Below are 18,886 nucleotides of genomic sequence, written 5' to 3' on the forward strand. Positions count from 1 at the left end.
ACAGCGTGCCAGAATGGCACGCTGTAAGTCAGCCGAACTGAAAACAGCAAGGTATTATGCGCTGGCCACCGTGACAAATCGGCGTATTTCTGCAAGATGTTGTGCGCCATACCCACATTGCCCAACTTCGATTTTTGGTTTGTTGCGCCCGTGGAAATCACTACCACAGGTCACCAATGCCGAACGACTAACGGTGAATTCATACAGCTGTTGCGCCAGCTCCGGCGAGTGGTAGCTGGAAAACACTTCAACCCCCATCACTCCTTCTTTCAGCATTTCATCAATCACTTGGGTGTGATCCTGTTTAACGTTGGCCCCAATATGCGCCACGATGGGGATTCCGCCATTATGGCGGATCACGTCAACCATTTTACCCATGGCCGGATAGGTGACAGGCATGTAACAAACTTTCCCTGGGCCAAAGAAATCCCAGTAAAAGTTGATTAAAGGCATATCTGCTCTGGCTCCCCCCGCACGGTAAGGCAGCAACAGCGGATGATCATCATTACGTTCATCTTCAAGGATCACCTCCCCCATCTGCTCTTCCTGCGGAATAGCCCCGCCGCAGACCTGCTCCAACCGCTGTTCATCAAGATAGAAATTCAGCTCACGCAGCTTTTCGAACTTTTTCGGTGTCAGTTCCCACTGAATCGCGCTGAAATTTTTATGGATCTCGGTAAAGTCATCATTGGGCGTAAAGCCATACCCCAACAGATGATAATTGCGCCCAGCGAAAGTGCAATCGATCTCAATCCCCGCCAACACGTTCAGATTATCGGACGCCAGAGCCTTAGCCTGTGGCACTGAATCGGCACAATTGTGATCGGTCACAGCTAACGTACCGATACCTTGTTCCCGGCAGCGAGCGATCAACACATCGACCGGAAAATCTGCATCATCGCTATGGTTCGAGTGCATATGCAGATCAATCTTTTCCATGGCAACATCCCTTACATTAAAGAAAGCCAATAAAAGGCATACTAAAATTGGGGTAAAAATACCTTGAGGATTGACACGTTTTCACTAATGGATGAGAAATAACACTGGCCATAATAACGGCCAGTTGTGTTAAGCAAGGGGAGATTATTCAGACATCGCCTGGTATGCGGTAGTCACCTTCCATAAATAACGCGGTGCCTGCGGTGCCGGATGCTTTTTCTGAATATGCTTATAAAACTCATCTGGGCTCATCTGATTAATACGGTTTACCGCCACGCGTTTATCCGCTGAGAAAGTCCGCAACATTGCTCCTGCACCGTTTACGTAAGCAACAATGGTGGCATAGTGCAACGTTTGTGGATTGGTGATCCCAGCGAGCTGCTGGCTTTGCAGAATATTGATATAGGCCGTTCCCAGATCAATATTGATCGCCGGATCTTTCAGTTCACGTGAACTCGGTTGCCCGTTCTTGCCTTTCATTCGGTAGGCATCACGCCCGGCAGTAGACGCTTTCAACTGCATTAATCCCACAGCATTCGACGTACTGACAACGTTCGGATTAAACCCAGACTCTACCTGAATAATCGCTTTAATCAGCGTTTCATCAACGCCGTAATGGCTGGCAGCCTGGCGGATATAATCACTATAGGCGACCGGTGTACCCGTTCGATTGCTTGATTTCTGCGGTGGGGGTTGTAACCAACCACCCGATGGAGCACTGCTTGTGGTGTTACCCGTTGTCTGCGAGTCTTGCGCACAACCGGCTAACAAGAGGATTGCCGTCAGGCAACTGATTTTTGTTTTCACAGAATCCCTCATTCCTTTCAATACGTTGCGTAAGATATACAACTTGTCAGGACGCCCGCATAACTTTCTTGGTCTATTCTCAGATTATCCATATACCAAGAGGGATATCTATGAGTCAATCCTCGCCCATGGATTTTGTGGTGGTTTACCGCTCACAGGAAAAGGATTTTTTGCGTTAGTGCGAACAGGGTTCCCCTGCGTTGGCAGCTCATAAATATGCTATTCCCGCTGAAAAAAACCGGCCATTTCATTTCTATGTTGCTATTAAATAATAAATTATGAAAACCACCCAATAACTCGCGGGGAGGGTCTTAGGGAAGGAGGCAAAGAGGTCATTACGGCCTTTATGGCTAGAGGTAAACGATTACATCTTGATACATAAATGCTATATGACTTACTTGGTGGTATTGTTTGATTAACAAGAAGATAACTTACTGTCAGAATATTGGTAGCGCTTGACTTTACCTTAAGTGATATTAATAATCATTTTCATTTGAATAAGAAGATGCCAGCATGTTAATTAATACCGCCATTTTTCCTCGTCATCGGTTCGGCGTGGCTATTTTCCACTCCTTCGCTCTGTTCTGTTTATGCAGTGTTTGGGCCATCAGTCTCAATGCGCAGGCAAAGGAAAAACTGCGCGTAGTGACCACTTTCACCATTATTCAGGATATCGCCCAAAACGTGGCCGGTGACGCTGCCATTGTAGAATCCATCACCAAACCAGGCGCAGAAATCCACGACTATCAACCGACACCGCGTGACATCGTCAAAGCACAGCACGCCGACTTGATTCTGTGGAATGGCATGAATCTGGAACGCTGGTTCCAACGTTTCTTTGAGAATATCAAACAGGTGCCTGCCGCCGTGGTCACCGAAGGCATTACCCCCATGCCGATCCGCGAAGGGCCCTATAACGGCAACCCTAATCCTCATGCCTGGATGTCGCCGACCAATGCGCTGATCTACGTCGAAAATATCCGCAAAGCGCTGGTACAGCACGATCCTGAAAATAGCGAAACCTATAATCGCAATGCCAAAGCCTATGCTGAAAAAATCGCTGCGCTTGATGCCCCTTTACGCGAGCGTTTATCCCGTATTCCAGCTAACCAGCGTTGGTTGGTGACCAGCGAAGGTGCCTTCAGTTATCTGGCCAACGATTATCAGTTGAAAGAAGTGTATCTGTGGCCGATCAATGCCGATGAACAAGGTTCGCCGCAGCAGGTACGTCGTGTCATTGATACCGTGCGCGCCAACCATATTCCTGTAGTTTTCAGCGAAAGTACTATTTCTGATAAACCCGCGAAACAGGTTGCGAAAGAAACCGGCGCTCACTACGGCGGTGTACTGTATGTCGACTCACTGTCAACGCCTGACGGGCCAGTTCCGACCTATATCGATCTGCTTAATACTACCGTGCAAACCATCGCTAAAGGATTTAACCAATGATGGCAGCCGATTTTATCCGCCCTCAACTCAGCGTGGATGATGTCACCGTCACCTACAATAACGGCCATACGGCGATCTATAACGCCAGTTTTACCCTCAGCGGCGGTTCAATCTGTGCCTTGGTGGGCGTGAATGGCAGCGGCAAATCGACGCTGTTTAAAAGCATTATGGGGCTGGTAAAACCCACCAGCGGCCAGGTTATGCTGAATGAACAATCGGTAGCCGCCGCATTAAAGAAAAATACCATCGCCTATGTCCCACAAACCGAAGACGTTGACTGGAACTTTCCGGTATTGGTTGAAGATGTGGTCATGATGGGCCGTTATGGCAAAATGAATTTTTTGCGTATAGCGAAAAAAGAAGATCGGTTACTCGTTGATAAAGCTTTGGAGCGTGTTGGCCTGAGCTCCTTGCGCAACCGACAGATTGGCGAGCTTTCTGGCGGGCAGAAAAAACGCGTATTTCTCGCTCGCGCCCTGGCACAGCAAGGCACCGTCTTGCTACTGGATGAACCCTTTACCGGTGTTGACGTTAAAACCGAAAATGCCATTATCGAGCTGTTGCGCTCCCTGCGTGATGAAGGTCATTTGATTTTAGTTTCCACCCACAACCTTGGCAGCGTGCCGGAGTTTTGCGATCGCGTCATCCTGATTAACCGCACAGTTCTGGCTGCTGGGCCGATTGAAACCACCTTTACGCAAAGCAATCTGGAGCAGGCATTCGGCGGCGTCTTACGCCATATCAAGCTGTCTGGCCCTGATCTGCACGATGATAACGACCCGCGTACCGTCACCGTATTGACTGACGATGAACGCCCAGCCGTATTCTACGGCCACACCAAAAGCGATCCGCCCGCGCAAAGCCAGCACAAGAGGAAGCGCCCCTGATGCTGGAACTTCTGCTACAGCCATTCAGTTACAATTACATGGTGAAAGCCATCTGGGTCAGCGCCATCGTTGGCGCAACCTGTGCCTTTCTGTCGGCCTATCTGATGTTGAAAGGCTGGTCATTAATGGGCGATGCGCTTTCGCACTCGGTTGTCCCTGGCGTGGCAGGCGCCTATGCACTCGGCCTGCCCTACGCCGCCGGGGCATTTTTCACCGGTATGCTGGCTGCACTGGCCATGACGCTGATACGCCATTTTACCCGCTTACGCGAAGATGCGATTATCGGCTTCATTTTCTCCACCTTCTTTGCCGTCGGTTTGCTGATCATTTCACTCAACCCAACGTCGGTGAACGTTCAGTCAATCATCTTCGGTAATATCCTCGGCATCGCTGATGAAGATATTCTACAGGTAGAGATTATTATTGGCGTTTCATTACTGATTTTATGCCTGCTGTGGAAAGACCTGCTGGCGGTGTTTTTTGATGAAAACCATGCGGTATCGATCGGCCTTTCGCCACTGCGGCTGAAAATTCTGTTTTTCACCCTACTCAGCGCCTGCACCGTTGCGGCGCTACAAACCGTAGGGGCGATTCTGGTGATCGCCATGGTCATTACGCCGGGGGCCACCGCCTATCTGTTGACCGATCGCTTTGGCCGCCTGGTGGTTATCGCGGTGGTGATTGGCTTTTTAACCAGCGGCATAGGAGCCTACCTGAGCTTTTTCCTTGACGGTGCGACGGGTGGGGTGATCGTCACATTGCAAACGCTGGTTTTTCTGGCCGCATTTGTGTTTGCGCCGAAGCATGGTCTGTTGGCCAGTAAGCGTCGTGTGGCACGCGGTGCATCCACGGAGGGCAGCTAATGGAAGCGCTGTACCATTTAATTTCAGAGCCCTTTGCCTACCCGTTTATGCAACGGGCAATCGTGGCCGCTATTATCATCGGCGTCGTTTGTGCGGTGCTCTCCTGTTATCTGGTTTTAAAAGGTTGGTCGCTGATGGGAGATGCCATCTCGCATGCCGTTTTACCGGGTATCGTACTGGCTTTTGTGCTAGGTATCCCATTGGCGATTGGTGCCTTCCTGGCTGGGGTTTTCTGTGCAGTGACCACCGGTTACCTGAAAGAAAACAGCCGCATAAAAGAAGATACGGTAATGGGGATCGTGTTCTCCGGCATGTTTGCTTTCGGCTTGGTTCTGTTTGCCCGTATCAATTCCGATCAGCACCTCAGCCATATCCTGTTTGGCAATATGCTCGGTATCACCGATGTGGAACTGCAACAAACCCTGTGGATTGCCAGCATTACGCTGGTGGTTGTTCTGCTGAAACGCAAAGATTTCATGCTGTACTGCTTTGATCCCAGCCACGCACGCGTGGTCGGGCTACCGGTAACATTGCTGCACTACGGTTTGCTGTGCCTGCTGGCGCTGACTATCGTCGCGTCATTACAAGCCGTTGGGGTGATATTGGTGATCGCGATGCTGATTGCTCCTGGGATTATCGCTTTTATGCTGTGCCGTAGCTTTGATCGGATGCTGGTTGTCGCCATCGTGGTTTCGGTATTTTCCTGCGTTCTCGGTACATTAATCAGTTTCCATATTGATGGCGCAACCGGGCCTTGCATCGTGATTGTGCAGGCGCTGATCTTTATCATCGCTCTGCTTTATAGTCATGTTAAGCCTTTGCAACGCCAGGAAAATATCCAGTAATTTTTGCTCACCGATCGTTCGACATGATATGCTGCAATATCAAATACTCAAATCGCTGTTTTACCAACATGGGCATGACGAAAACAGCACGTTGTACGCAGATTATGCGTACAACGTATCGACATTACTTAAACAACCAATAAGTTGCGAGAGTAGTCATACTTAAATCAATCAATAGCGTATATACTTTGAGCAGGCTCGCAGCGGCAAAATTGTCGCCGACAGTTGATGTAGCTGTGCGCCACGTCGTGTTTTCGCAACAGGAAAGACGCTAACCTGATGAAATTGCAGGCAACACAGAGGGGAATGACCATGTGGCAAGCCGTTAGCCGTCTGTTAAGTGAACATCTTGGCAACGCAGAAATTCGCGAAAGGACTGAACTACCCGGAGGAGAAATCCATCCAGCGTGGCGCGTGAGTTACGGTGACAACGAGGTGTTTGTAAAATGCGATACCCGCGAAATGCTGCCGATATTCACCGCTGAAGCCGATCAACTGGCGCTGTTGGCACGCAGTAAAACCATACGTGTACCGGAAGTTTATGGCGTTGGCAGCGATCGTGATTACAGTTTTCTGCTGCTGGAATATCAATCTCTTAAACCGCTAGATGCACATGGTGCGCATTGCCTGGGTCAACAGTTGGCTCGTTTACATCAATGGAGCGAACAACCGCAGTTCGGCCTCGATTTCGATAACGACCTTTCTACTACCCCACAGCCTAATGCCTGGCAACGTCGTTGGGCCGAATTCTTTGCCGAACAGCGCATCGGCTGGCAACTGCAATTGGCAGCCGAAAAAGGCATGACCTTCGGTGATATCGATGAAATCGTTGATATCGTCTACCAGCGCCTGCAACATCACCAACCGCAACCTTCCCTGTTACATGGCGATCTGTGGCCTGCCAACTGTGCCCAAGCAGCCGATGGGCCATTCCTGTTTGACCCGGCTTGCTATTGGGGCGATCGGGAGTGCGATCTCGCCATGTTGCCGCTCTATCCCGGTTTGCCAGCGCAGATTTATGACGGTTACCAGAGTGTGTGGCCGCTGGAAATCAGCTTTATTGAGCGGCAGCCCTTGTATCAGCTTTATTACCTGCTCAACCGCAGCAATCTGTTCGGTGGGCAGCATTTAGTAACCGCGCAGCGCGCCATTGATGCATTGCTGCACCCAGAAAGGCTTTAACTGGCTGGGGCGTTGCAAAAAAGCAGCGCCCCAATCACCCATATTATGCAGTGCCAGCCATCTGCCCGAGCAGCTTAAATACAAAATAGACAACAACGGCAATGATCACCGGCAGAATGTACAGGGGGAAATACTGTAGGAAAATAGTATGGCGCGGTAATGTAATACGTTCTTCCAACTGTGCACGCGTGTGCCCTTCGCTTCCTTTGGCTTGTTCCAAGATCATCTGATCTTCCAATCCTTCACGGATAAATTTCACTTGGCGTGACATCCTTGCACCCGATGCCTGTAAAGCCAACCCGACAAAAATAAGAAAATAGATAATGATAAACATCAGGTTAGCACCGCTCAACAGACTTTTTCCCGCATCCGGCACCGGCGAGTTGTACCAGAAAATATTCAGAAACGCCGTATTGAAACGCATCATATCCACCATCACGTGAACAAAATCCAACATGACAGCGTTAATACCCTGAGCTTTCTCACTGTGTTGATAGATAAAACTCAGCAGTGAAACCAGCGTTGAAAGCAACGCTGGGATGAAAATAACCCATCCGAGAATACGTTTCAGTATGGCGATGCGCCCAGCCTGTTGATACGTCATGTGTTCCCCTTGTAAGTGACGTAATCGTAATGGGCTAAGTCTACTCGCAGTTAATGACAGTCGCCCACCGTTTTCTTTATCAATATCAATCCATAGGTAAATCTTGCTCTTTGTCAAAACGAGCAAAGCCAGAGAGATACAGACACACGGCCAAAAATGATAAAGTGAGGGATAATGTGATTTTTTACTCATATATCCCCTAAATAATTCGAATTACACGGCCCTTGGAGCAGGAGTTAATCATTAATGGCTTATTCACAACGCATAGAAACCGCTATTTTTGACATGGACGGTTTATTGATTGATTCAGAACCCCTATGGCTACAGGCGGAACTGGATATTTTCGGCTCACTGGGATTGGATTTATCAGATCGCCACAAGTTACCAGACACGCTGGGGCTGCGCATCGATCAGGTCGTGAAAATGTGGTACCAGTCGATGCCATGGCAAGGCGTATCACAAGAAGAAGTCGCCGGACGCATTATCGAACGCGCTATTGAGCTGGTTCGTGCCAAACGCCCCCTGCTGCCTGGCGTACAACAGGCACTGGAACTGTGTCGCAGCCTGAATTTGAATATCGGCCTGGCTTCCGCTTCACCGCTGCACATGCAGCAACAAGTGTTGGAAATGTTCGATCTGAGTGAGTATTTTGATCAACTGGTTTCTGCCGAATATCTTCCCTACAGCAAACCTCACCCAGAAGTTTATCTGCTAGCCGCAGAGCGTTTGGGCAGCGAACCGCTGCATTGCATTACGCTGGAAGACTCCTTCAACGGCATGATTGCTACCAAAGCCGCACGCATGCGTTCCATTGTGATTCCGGCAGAAGAGTATCGCCAAGACCCCCGTTGGGCTTTGGCAGACTATAAATTGCATAGCCTTGAACAATTGACTGGCGAGCATTTGGCATAACCTTATCGGCATCGGCCCACGCCGATGCCAGTTCATTTCCTCTTTTTATGTCTCTTCCCGATGCGTTTTGTTTCAAAAATCAATCGCACGTCATAAAATAAATAAAACATCATTTCATTTTTATTGAATTCGTATGCCATGCACTTTATGCTGGTATTATAAAGAAAACGCCGGGCAGCCGCTGGCCGCTGTCACTGCCACACAGCGCCAGTTGGCAGCCCGGTGCTTTCTTCCTTCATTGCCCGTCATACTTCGGGTTGCAGTTTCTGTAACTCGAAATATTTTGAGTATCGTGAATCTTCAGAAGAGAGACATTACGATGGATGTTCGTCAAAGCATTCACAGTGACCACGCCAAACAGCTTGATACCGCTGGGTTACGCCGCGAATTTCTGATTGAGAAAATCTTCGAAACTGACCGTTACACCATGACCTATAGCCACATTGACCGTATCATTGTTGGCGGCATCAAGCCGGTGAATACAACGGTCCTCATCGGTGACGAGGTAGGGAAACAGTTAGGGGTAAGCTATTTCCTTGAGCGCCGTGAATTAGGCGTCATTAATATCGGCGGGCCGGGTGTTATCGTAGTTGATGGCCATCCCTATGAAATTGACCACGAAGAAGCGCTGTATGTGGGCAAAGGCGCATCTCGTATTGAATTCAGCAGCGTGGATACGCTGCGCCCCGCCAAGTTTTATTACAACAGCGCTCCCGCGCATACTCATTATCCCAACAAAAAAATCACCTTGGCGGAAGCATCATCACAAACGCTGGGCGATCATGCCACCAGCAACTACCGCACTATCAACAAATTTATCGTGCCAGATGTCTTGCCCACCTGCCAGCTCACCATGGGGCTGACCAAGCTGGCGGAAGGTAATCTATGGAATACCATGCCGTGCCATACCCATGAACGCCGTATGGAAGTCTATTTCTATTTCGATATGGACGAAGAAACCGCCGTGTTCCACATGATGGGGCAACCGCAGGAAACACGTCATTTGCTGGTGCATAACGAACAAGCGGTGATCTCACCCAGTTGGTCAATCCATGCGGGTGTTGGCACCAAACGTTATACCTTTATTTGGGGTATGGTTGGCGAAAACCAGGTCTTCGGCGATATGGATCATCTCGCTATCACCGATTTACGTTGAGCCTCCTCGGCGATAATCTGCACGTTCTCTACGCTACGTGCAGCAAGAGAATACAGTCATGATTTTGAATTTTTTTGATTTAAAAGGCAAAGTGGCACTCATTACCGGCTGCAATACGGGTTTGGGCCAAGGCATTGCGGTTGGGCTGGCTCAGGCCGGTTGCGATATTATCGGCGTCAACCGCAGCGACCCACACGAAACGATGAATGAAGTCACCCGGCTGGGCCGCCGTTTTCTGAACCTGAAAGCCGATCTCGGCAAGATCGACGCCATACCTTCGTTGCTGGAAACTGCCGTCCGCGAATTCGGCAAGATTGATATTCTGGTTAATAATGCGGGGATCATCCGGCGCGAAGACGCTCTCAATTTCAGTGAAAAGGATTGGGATGATGTCATGGACGTTAATATCAAAACCCTGTTTTTTATGGCGCAGGCCGTTGCGAAACAGTACGTCAGCCAAGGGACCGGGGGCAAAATTATCAATATTGCTTCAATGCTGTCTTTCCAGGGGGGCATTCGCGTTCCTTCATATACGGCATCAAAAAGTGCGGTGCTGGGCATTACTCGCCTGCTGGCAAACGAATGGGGGCAATACGGTATTAATGTAAATGCCATTGCACCTGGCTACATGGTTACCAATAACACCCAGCAGTTGCGCACCAACGAAGAGCGTAATCAGCAAATTCTGGAGCGTATTCCCGCAGGGCGTTGGGGGTCACCGGAAGACATCATGGGGCCAATCGTCTTTCTAGCTTCTGCTGCTTCCGATTATGTGAATGGCTATACTCTTGCCGTTGACGGGGGCTGGCTAGCTCGTTGAGCGCAGGCATTGCATTTTTTCTTTTTTGTGGGCTCTGTATACCTGTATACAGAGCTTTTTTTTATGGAACACCTATTCCACTCAACTTTTTTGCGGACACCAGAGAATAAACAATTAGTTACAGGGTAACATCTTCCACAACGACTGAATCTCCCCTATACTGGATAAATTAACAGTTTCGTTACCGGAATAACAACCACATGACCGCGGAAGGGCATCTTATTTTCTCTGTCGCTTGTGCGATCCTGGCCAAAAAAGCAGAAGTCACACCAGAGCTCGCCATGGGGGATTGGTGGCACATTATTCCTGCGGCCTTGCTGACATCATTACTACCGGATATAGACCACCCTAAATCGGTTCTGGGCCAGCGTTTACGTTGGCTTGCCATTCCAATATCACGCGCTTTCGGTCACCGTGGTTTCACCCACAGTCTGCTGGCGATCGTCGGCGGTATCATGCTGTTCCGGTTAGACCTGCCAGACCGTTGGTTATTCCCTATTGATGTGTTACACGCCATGATTATTGGTTACTTCAGTCACTTGCTGGCTGATGCGCTTACTCCAGCTGGCGTACCACTGTTCTGGCCCTGCCGCTGGCGTTTTTGTTTGCCCTTGTTGAACTCGCAAAAAGGCAACCAGTTGGAACGCGTTTTGTGTTTATGCTTAGTGGCGTTTGCGGTTTATTGGCAAGGTGGATATACCCTTCCGCTGGGCGCATATCTTGAGCAAATAAAAAATATTCGATTATAAACAACGTGATTGATGCTTTATTCCTCTTTCAGCATACAACTCAAACAAATTTCAACTGAAAGTTATATTGAATTCCATTTGGATATAAGTGAGCTTTCCAGCAAACTGTTACCCTATTTACATCGTTATTTATAAAGAAAATCATTGGAGATATGGGAATGAATCTACCGCTCGTATTAAACGTGCTGGTTTTTGTCGCCCTCCTTTTCTTATTGGCGCAAACCCGCCATAAGCAATGGAGCTTAGCGAAGAAAGTTTTGGTTGGCCTAGCGATCGGTGTCGTCTTTGGGCTGGCGTTACAGTGGGTTTACGGCGCAGATAATCCTGTTCTGAAAGAATCCATCAGTTGGTTCAATATTGTCGGTAACGGTTATGTACAACTGCTACAGATGATCGTGATGCCGCTGGTCTTTGCCTCGATCCTGAGTGCTGTAGCCAAACTGCATAGTGCTTCCTCGTTGGGCAAAATCAGTTTCCTCACCATCGGGACGTTATTGTTCACCACCTTGATAGCGGCGCTGGTGGGAGTATTGGTGACCAACCTCTTTGGTTTGACCGCCGATGGTCTGGTACAAGGTACACAGGAAAGCGCACGTTTGTTAGCAATTCAGAACAATTATGCCGGTAAAGTAGCCGACCTCACTGTACCTCAGCTAATACTGTCGTTTATACCGAAAAACCCCTTTGCTGAACTGACAGGAGCCAACCCAACCTCCATTATCAGCGTTGTCGTCTTTGCGGCCTTCCTCGGCGTCGCCTCACTGCAGTTACTAAAAGACGATAAGGAAAAAGGCCAACGTGTCCTGACCGCAATCGACACCCTGCAAGCCTGGGTGATGAAGTTAGTACGCCTGGTGATGAAACTTACCCCGTACGGCGTTTTGGCGCTGATGACCAAAATGGTCGCGGGTTCCAACATTCAAGATATTATCAAGCTGGGTAGTTTCGTGGTTGCCTCTTACCTCGGTTTGGCAATCATGTTCGCGGTTCACGCGCTGTTGCTGTCATTCACCGGCGTTAACCCGATGAAGTTCTTCCGCAAAGCCTGGCCAGTTCTGACCTTTGCTTTCACCAGCCGTTCCAGCGCCGCCAGCATTCCGTTAAACGTGGAGACACAAACCCGCCGTTTGGGTATACCGGAGTCCATTGCCAGCTTCTCCGCTTCTTTCGGTGCCACTATCGGCCAGAACGGTTGCGCTGGCTTATATCCTGCCATGTTGGCAGTGATGATTGCTCCAACCGTGGGTATCAACCCGTTGGACCCGGTGTGGATTGCCACGTTAGTAGGGATTGTCACTATCAGTTCTGCCGGGGTTGCCGGTGTGGGCGGGGGTGCAACCTTCGCCGCATTGATTGTTCTGCCAGCCCTGGGCCTGCCGGTTACTCTGGTGGCTTTGTTGATCTCCGTTGAGCCGCTGATCGACATGGGCCGAACCGCACTCAACGTCAGTGGTTCAATGACTGCCGGAACTATCACCAGTCAGTTGATGAAACAGACCGACAAAGCCATCATGGACAGCGATGACGATGCCGATCTCGCACAGCAATAATAATTTATTGCTGACAAAAAAACCGGCGTGAATACGCCGGTTTTTTATATCAACTCTACTGCTTAAAAAGGATAGTCGTGATATCCCATTTGCTCTGAAATATGACGAGCCGCGGTATGCAGTTGCTCAACATAGCCATCTTTGGCTTCTTCAGAAAAACGGATCGTCGGGAACGAAATACTCAAACCAGCAATCACCACGCCAAAGCGATCGAACACTGGCACGCCAATGCAGCGAAGCCCTTCTTCCTGTTCTTCAATATCTTCACCAAAGCCCTGTTCACGCACTTTATCCAACACCGGTAGCAATGCCTTGGTGCTGGTAATGGTATGAGGGGTACTGCGCGTAAACTCAACGTGAGCAAGAATTTCTTCTACTTCAGCCCGATCACGCCACGCCAGCAACACTTTACCAATTGCCGTACTGTGTAACGGGTTACGTCGGCCAATACGTGAGTACATACGCAGGTTATACATTGAGTCGATTTTATGGACATAAACGATACTGTCTTCATCCAATGCCCCCAGGTGAATAGTTTCACGGGTCAAATTCGATAATTCGCGCATCTGGATATCAGCACTGCGGATCAAATCGACGTTTTGCAGCGATTTAGCACCCAATTCAAACAGTTTCAGCGTCAGGGAGTACTTCTCAGATTCCCCTTCTTGGGCTACGTAGCCCAGCGATTTCATCGTCTGTAGGAAACGATAAACAGTGCTTTTGGACATCATAACCCGTTGAGAAAGTTCAGTAATACCAATCTCACGTTCATCACCCAATGCTTGTAGGATACCAAATACTTTCAGCACTGATGAAACCGAATCTGGTTGCTTATCTAAATCTGCGTTAGCCATGGGTTAATACCTTACTCATCTATTTTTGTTTTAGGAAATTTGAACAAGGGTTTCAGTATAATCGGAACATTTTATTTTGCGCAATGAAAGTTACCGAATAATGAGCTGTGAGGATGTAATGATAAGTATATTTTCGCCATTTTTTTGCAATTACGGCAAAAACGTCGGGTGCATTCAACCACAAATATGATTAGCATGATAATACTTCCTCTATTCAGTAAATACTTTGACAATGACGCGTTCTTGTTCCGATGGTCTCCCTGTTCCACAGCGATACGGTGCGATCCTTGCCATTGCATTAGGTATTACCGTTTCCGTGCTTGATGGTGCGATCGCCAACGTCGCACTGCCAACGATCGCCCGCGATCTGCAAGCCAGCCCGGCCAGTTCCATTTGGGTGGTGAATGCCTATCAATTGGCTATCGTTGTCTCACTGTTATCGCTGGCTTCACTCGGGGATTTGATCGGTTATCGCCGTATCTATCAAGCGGGGTTGTTGGTTTTTAGCATCACTTCTTTGTTTTGCGCCCTGTCCGATTCGCTGGTGACTTTGACCATTGCTCGCGTGTTGCAAGGCTTCGGGGCGGCGGCAATCATGAGTGTGAATACAGCGCTGATCCGCATTATCTACCCACAACGCTTTCTTGGTAGAGGAATCGGTATCAATTCACTGATTGTCGCTTCCGCTTCGGCAGCGGGCCCCACGATAGCTGCCGCCATTTTATCTGTCGCATCATGGCAATGGCTCTTTGCCATCAATGTGCCGATAGGTATTGTTGCCCTGCTGTTAGGGATGAAATTTCTACCAGCAAACCACCAAAAAAGTACGAATCAGCGTTTTGATCCTATCAGCGCAGTCATGAATGCTTTGACCTTCGGTTTGTTCATTACTGCTATCAGCGGTTTCGCTCAAGGGCAAAGCTTATTGCTGATTGCCAGTGAAATGATTGCACTGCTGGTGATTGGTTTCTTCTTTGTACGCCGCCAACTACGCCAGGAATCCCCTTTATTGCCCGTAGATCTGCTGCGTATTCCTATTTTTGCCTTGTCGATGGGAACCTCTATCTGCTCTTTCACCGCACAGATGTTGGCGATGGTGTCTTTGCCCTTCTTTCTGCAAAGCGTATTGGGCCGTGATGAAGTGGCGACCGGATTGCTGCTGACCCCCTGGCCTCTGGCTATCATCGTGATAGCACCGGTTGCAGGCCGTCTGGTGGAACATATTCACGCGGGTTTACTGGGTGGAATTGGTCTGGCAGTTTTCGCCCTCGGCCTGTTCCTGCTGGCAATGCTGCCACATAACCCAACCGATATAGACATTATCTGGCGGATGGTACTTTGTGGAATAGGTTTTGGGTTATTTCAGTCCCCCAACAACCACACCATTATTTCTGCCGCTCCTCGCCATCGCAGCGGCGGAGCCAGCGGCATGCTCGGCACAGCACGCCTGATGGGGCAAACTACGGGGGCGGCGTTAGTTGCGCTGATGTTCAACCTCTTTCCCAGCAACGCTACCCACGTTTCGCTGATTCTGGCCGGAACCTTTGCCAGCGTAGCCGCCGTGGTCAGTTGTCTGCGCATTGCCCAAACCCGGCCAACGCCACTCTAGACGCCATAGCTTGTCAAAACCCCGATAAAACCGGGGTTTGACGTTATCTAGTGGCGATTATTTCAGATATTGGCCGGAACGCAGCGCTTCAATACGCTTGTCCAACGGGGGATGTGACATGAATAACTCACTGAACGACTTGGACTTTCCGTTGATGCAGAAAGCCATCATATTACCCGCCTCTTGCGGTTCGTGGCTGGTTTTCAGGCGTTGCAGTGCTGCAATCATCTTCTCGCGCCCCACCAGTTTGGCAGAGCCCGCATCGGCATGAAACTCACGATGACGCGAAAACCACATGGTAATAATGCTGGCCAGAATACCAAAGACCAGTTCCAGAACCATAGACACACCAAAATAAATCATCGGGTTACCGTTACCTTCCCCTTCACCGTCACGGTTGCCCAGGAACCCGGCGGCCACCTGCGCAATCAAGCGTGAAATAAAGATCACGAAGGTATTCACTACTCCCTGGATCAAGGTCATGGTCACCATGTCACCATTAGCGACATGGCTGATTTCATGCGCAATGACGGCTTCTGCTTCATCGCGGCTCATGCTTTGCAGCAAACCAGTACTCACAGCAACCAATGAAGCGTCACGGCGTGCGCCAGTGGCAAAGGCATTGATATCCGGTGCGTGATAGATTGCCACCTGTGGCATCGCAATACCGGCCTGTTGCGATTGACGGCGCACGGTATCCAACAACCAACGTTCAGTTTCATTACGCGGCTGCTCAATCACTTCTCCCCCCACCGAGCGCAGCGCCATCCACTTAGACATCAGCAGTGAAACAAAAGCACCACCAAAACCGAACAAACCAGCCATGATCATCAGACCCTGAATGCTGCTGGAGCGGATACCTGTCAGGCTGAGCACCAGCCCAAAAACCAACATCACCGCCAGGTTGGTGATTAGGAACAGAGCTATACGCATCATAGAATATTAACTTCCTCATAAATGTTAACAAAATGCTGCCTCAGACAAATTAATCGTATGGGCATTCGTCACATTTTCAATAGGTGCGCATTATTAACCTACTAAAAATACGAAACTTTACAAAGATGACGTTTAATAACACACTTACAAAGCCTAAGTGATTATTGTGTAAAAGCGTAAAATATCTGATACAAAATTAACGGCGTTTACTGTTTAAACGCCCAAGATGGGTGAAAGAGAAGCCTTCAGTATATTTTAATCCATAACCGAGCAGACGATCGAAGCTAATATGCGCGCACCAAATCAACGCCACAAGCAACCAGAGTTGCTGTTGAGACAGAGCAAATAACATGATGAGCAACGCTGGGCCACTATAGGAATGAGCGATATTGTAACTTAGCGCTCCAGCCTGCCTGCCAAAGGCATAACCCAAAAGCGAGATATCGGGGAGCAGAAAGCAGATGGCGAACGTTCCCCAGCTATAGTGCTTAATGTGATAAATAACCACGCATAGAATCAGAACCAACAGCGACTCTAGTTGCAAAGTGATACGCATTAGCCTGGTTAAACCACTCATAATTCCCCTGGTTAATTTATTCAGTCTCAGCTATAAAAAAAACGCTCCCGATAAGGAAGCGTTTTTTAAACAGAAAACCCAAAAAATTTATTTGGCGGCAACCACCGCTTGCTGCTGCGAAGGCTGCTCCTTTTCGACTTTAGCCAAATCAAGAGCAATTTTGACGGTTTCATCCAGATAAGGATCGGGTTCCTTGTAATCTTTCGGCACATCGTCAAGGGACTTCAGCGGCTTCTTCCCTTCACGCTGTAAACGCTCATTGATACGCTGTAAACGTGTTGCATCATCGTCATGATTCTCTTTTTCACGCGTAGCCAGATTAAGAGAGATGATGTTACGTTTGTCTTTCAATGCCTTATAATGAGCAATATCCCGCGCGATGTACTGGAACTCAGGATCGTTAGCAATGCGCTGTTCGTGATCTTTCAGCAGCCCGGCCTCGAACGGCTTCAAATCGCCCGTTTTGACATAGGTTGCCGCATTAATACTGTCCCAAGGCATGGCATTGTCTTCAAAGCTTTCCCCTGTTTCTGCCGGGTCAATGCCTGTTGGCATCAGGATATCCGGCGTTACGCCTTTACGCTGGGTGCTACCACCATCAACACGGTAGAACTTCTGAATGGTGTACTGCACTGAACCCAACGCTGGCCATTCAGGGCGCAGCATCTGATCATAAATACGATTCAACGAGCGGTACTGCTGCACGGTGCCTTTACCGAAGGTTGGTTCACCCACGATCAACGCTCGGCCATAATCCTGCATGGCTGCTGCAAAGATCTCGGAAGCCGAAGCACTGAATCGATCAACCAACACTACCAGTGGCCCTTTATAGTAAATAACACCATCGGTATCGGCATCTTCACGGATTTTTCCGTTGTTATCACGCACTTGCACCACTGGGCCGCTTGGAATAAACAAACCGGAAAGTGATACTGCCTCCGTCAGGGCACCACCGCCGTTGCCACGCAAATCAATGATCAGGCTGTCAACGTTCTGCTTAGCCATTTTCTGCAACTGGACTTTGACATCATCAGTCAAACCAACATAGAAACCCGGAATGTCCATTACCGCAACTTTCTGGTTGCCGACGGTCTTGATGGTCATTTTGACCGCACGGTCTTCCAAACGGATACGCTCACGGGTCAGCGTCACTACGCGAGTTTTGGTGCCCTTGCCTGCTGGCAAGATATCCAGGCGCACTTTGCTGCCCTTCGGCCCCTTGATCAGGGAAACTACATCATCCAGACGCCAGCCAATCACATCCACCATCGGTTTACCCGCCTGACCAACGCCGACGATACGGTCACCCACGCTCAGCGCTTTACTCTTCGCAGCCGGGCCTCCCGGCACCATAGAGTTGATCAACGTGTAGTCATCATCCATCTGTAGTACCGCACCGATCCCTTCCAGCGATAAGCTCATCTCGGTATTGAACTGTTCGGTATTGCGTGGAGACAGGTAGTTGGTATGTGGATCGATTTCATGGGCGAAAGCCGTCATGGCTAACGTAAAAACGTCTTCACTGTTACTTTGCGTCAAACGCTTGATAGCGAACTGATAGCGTTTGGTCAGCGTCTCTCGGATTTCTTTATCGGTCTTGCCAGCCAGCTTCAGGTTCAGTTGATCATACTTGACCTTCGCTTCCCACAGGCGATTCAGCTCCGCGGTATCCACTGGCCATGGCGCTTTACCACGGTCAATATCAATAGTGTCATTGCCGGTAAAGTTCATCGGTTTTTCCAGCAGCGACAGCGCATACTGGTAGCGCTCAAAACGGCGTTTCTGGGCCAGATTGAATAGCGCATAAGGCGTATCCAGCTTGCCGGACTTCAACTCTTCCCCTAACGTATCGCGCTTGTCGGCAAACTGTGCAACATCAGAAGCTAACAATACGTTATGGCTGTAATCCAACATATTCAGGAAACGATCAAAGATCTTACCTGAAAAATCTGCATCAAGGGCAAACTGGCGATAGTGAGAACGCGTAAAACGCGAGGTCACACGTTCACTCACGGTTGTATGCTGCGGTTCTTGCTCAAGCTGTGGCAATTGATCGAGGCGGATGTTGGCTGTATCCGTTCCGTAACTGGCACCTGCCCACAGCAGAGCTACGGCTGCTGCTAATCTGATAAATTTGTTCATGCCTT

18 protein-coding genes are annotated in these 18,886 nt (G+C 49.2%); 11 read left to right on the forward strand and 7 right to left on the reverse strand.

From position 1 onward, the window contains the following. Positions 1–54 precede the first annotated feature (54 nt). Together Z042_RS16855 and Z042_RS16860 are read right to left on the reverse strand one after the other, a co-directional pair. A complete protein-coding gene (locus tag Z042_RS16855; RefSeq protein WP_024913004.1) occupies positions 55–939 on the reverse strand; it encodes a PHP domain-containing protein in 885 nt (294 codons plus the stop codon). Between the two features lie 144 nt (positions 940–1,083). Further along, entirely contained in the window at positions 1,084–1,746 is a 663-nt protein-coding gene (locus Z042_RS16860; protein WP_024913003.1) for a transglycosylase SLT domain-containing protein, read from the reverse strand. 513 nt (positions 1,747–2,259) lie between these two features. Here Z042_RS16860 and Z042_RS16865 point away from each other — a divergent pair. The 5 genes from Z042_RS16865 to Z042_RS16885 all read left to right on the forward strand — a co-directional run bounded on the left by Z042_RS16865 (position 2,260) and on the right by Z042_RS16885 (position 6,972). Then, complete coding sequence (locus tag Z042_RS16865) at positions 2,260–3,195, forward strand: metal ABC transporter substrate-binding protein (protein WP_024913002.1); 936 nt, start codon at positions 2,260–2,262, stop codon at positions 3,193–3,195. Continuing rightward, positions 3,192–4,082, forward strand: a complete 891-nt coding sequence (locus Z042_RS16870; RefSeq protein WP_024913001.1) for a manganese/iron ABC transporter ATP-binding protein — start codon at positions 3,192–3,194, stop codon at positions 4,080–4,082. The genes Z042_RS16865 and Z042_RS16870 overlap by 4 nt, the downstream gene beginning before the upstream one ends. Then, complete coding sequence (locus Z042_RS16875) at positions 4,082–4,945, forward strand: metal ABC transporter permease (RefSeq protein WP_024913000.1); 864 nt, start codon at positions 4,082–4,084, stop codon at positions 4,943–4,945. The genes Z042_RS16870 and Z042_RS16875 overlap by 1 nt, the downstream gene beginning before the upstream one ends. Next, a complete protein-coding gene (locus Z042_RS16880) occupies positions 4,945–5,790 on the forward strand; it encodes a metal ABC transporter permease (RefSeq protein WP_024912999.1) in 846 nt (281 codons plus the stop codon). The genes Z042_RS16875 and Z042_RS16880 overlap by 1 nt, the downstream gene beginning before the upstream one ends. Positions 5,791–6,102: 312 nt before the next feature. Then, complete coding sequence (locus Z042_RS16885) at positions 6,103–6,972, forward strand: fructosamine kinase family protein (protein ID WP_024912998.1); 870 nt, start codon at positions 6,103–6,105, stop codon at positions 6,970–6,972. 43 nt (positions 6,973–7,015) lie between these two features. Here the strand turns inward: Z042_RS16885 and Z042_RS16890 are convergent, their stop codons facing one another. Further along, on the reverse strand, positions 7,016–7,576 hold the full coding sequence (locus Z042_RS16890) for a YniB family protein (RefSeq protein WP_024912997.1): 561 nt from the start codon (positions 7,574–7,576) through the stop codon (positions 7,016–7,018). A gap of 246 nt (positions 7,577–7,822) precedes the next feature. Here Z042_RS16890 and hxpB point away from each other — a divergent pair, with 246 nt between their 5' ends. The 5 genes from hxpB to Z042_RS16915 all read left to right on the forward strand — a co-directional run bounded on the left by hxpB (position 7,823) and on the right by Z042_RS16915 (position 12,763). Beyond that, positions 7,823–8,488: a hexitol phosphatase HxpB gene (gene hxpB, locus Z042_RS16895; RefSeq protein WP_024912996.1), complete on the forward strand. Its 666-nt coding sequence runs from the start codon at positions 7,823–7,825 to the stop codon at positions 8,486–8,488. A 319-nt stretch (positions 8,489–8,807) separates the two neighbouring features. Continuing rightward, complete coding sequence (kduI, locus tag Z042_RS16900) at positions 8,808–9,644, forward strand: 5-dehydro-4-deoxy-D-glucuronate isomerase (RefSeq protein ID WP_024912995.1); 837 nt, start codon at positions 8,808–8,810, stop codon at positions 9,642–9,644. A gap of 58 nt (positions 9,645–9,702) precedes the next feature. After that, positions 9,703–10,464, forward strand: a complete 762-nt coding sequence (gene kduD, locus Z042_RS16905) for a 2-dehydro-3-deoxy-D-gluconate 5-dehydrogenase KduD (protein WP_024912994.1) — start codon at positions 9,703–9,705, stop codon at positions 10,462–10,464. A gap of 200 nt (positions 10,465–10,664) precedes the next feature. After that, positions 10,665–11,213: a metal-dependent hydrolase gene (locus tag Z042_RS16910; RefSeq protein ID WP_024912993.1), complete on the forward strand. Its 549-nt coding sequence runs from the start codon at positions 10,665–10,667 to the stop codon at positions 11,211–11,213. A 158-nt stretch (positions 11,214–11,371) separates the two neighbouring features. Beyond that, positions 11,372–12,763, forward strand: a complete 1,392-nt coding sequence (locus Z042_RS16915) for an L-cystine transporter (RefSeq protein WP_024912992.1) — start codon at positions 11,372–11,374, stop codon at positions 12,761–12,763. A 62-nt stretch (positions 12,764–12,825) separates the two neighbouring features. Here Z042_RS16915 and kdgR read toward each other — a convergent pair whose 3' ends face one another. Continuing rightward, positions 12,826–13,617 (reverse strand): DNA-binding transcriptional regulator KdgR, encoded by a 792-nt coding sequence (gene kdgR, locus Z042_RS16920; protein WP_024912991.1) that lies wholly within the window; start codon positions 13,615–13,617, stop codon positions 12,826–12,828. Between the two features lie 232 nt (positions 13,618–13,849). Between kdgR and Z042_RS16925 the strand changes: the two genes are divergently transcribed. Further along, positions 13,850–15,226: an MFS transporter gene (locus Z042_RS16925; RefSeq protein WP_024912990.1), complete on the forward strand. Its 1,377-nt coding sequence runs from the start codon at positions 13,850–13,852 to the stop codon at positions 15,224–15,226. Positions 15,227–15,283: 57 nt separating this feature from the next. Here the strand turns inward: Z042_RS16925 and htpX are convergent, their stop codons facing one another. The 3 genes from htpX to prc form a co-directional block, all read right to left on the reverse strand. Continuing rightward, entirely contained in the window at positions 15,284–16,162 is an 879-nt protein-coding gene (htpX, locus tag Z042_RS16930; protein ID WP_024912989.1) for a protease HtpX, read from the reverse strand. A gap of 196 nt (positions 16,163–16,358) precedes the next feature. Continuing rightward, entirely contained in the window at positions 16,359–16,739 is a 381-nt protein-coding gene (locus Z042_RS16935; RefSeq protein ID WP_024912988.1) for a DUF4260 domain-containing protein, read from the reverse strand. Positions 16,740–16,826: 87 nt separating this feature from the next. Beyond that, entirely contained in the window at positions 16,827–18,881 is a 2,055-nt protein-coding gene (prc, locus tag Z042_RS16940; RefSeq protein ID WP_024912987.1) for a carboxy terminal-processing peptidase, read from the reverse strand. Positions 18,882–18,886: the final 5 nt, after the last annotated feature.

It is taken from the genome of Chania multitudinisentens RB-25 (genome assembly GCF_000520015.2).
Classification (GTDB): Bacteria; Pseudomonadota; Gammaproteobacteria; order Enterobacterales; family Enterobacteriaceae; genus Chania; species Chania multitudinisentens.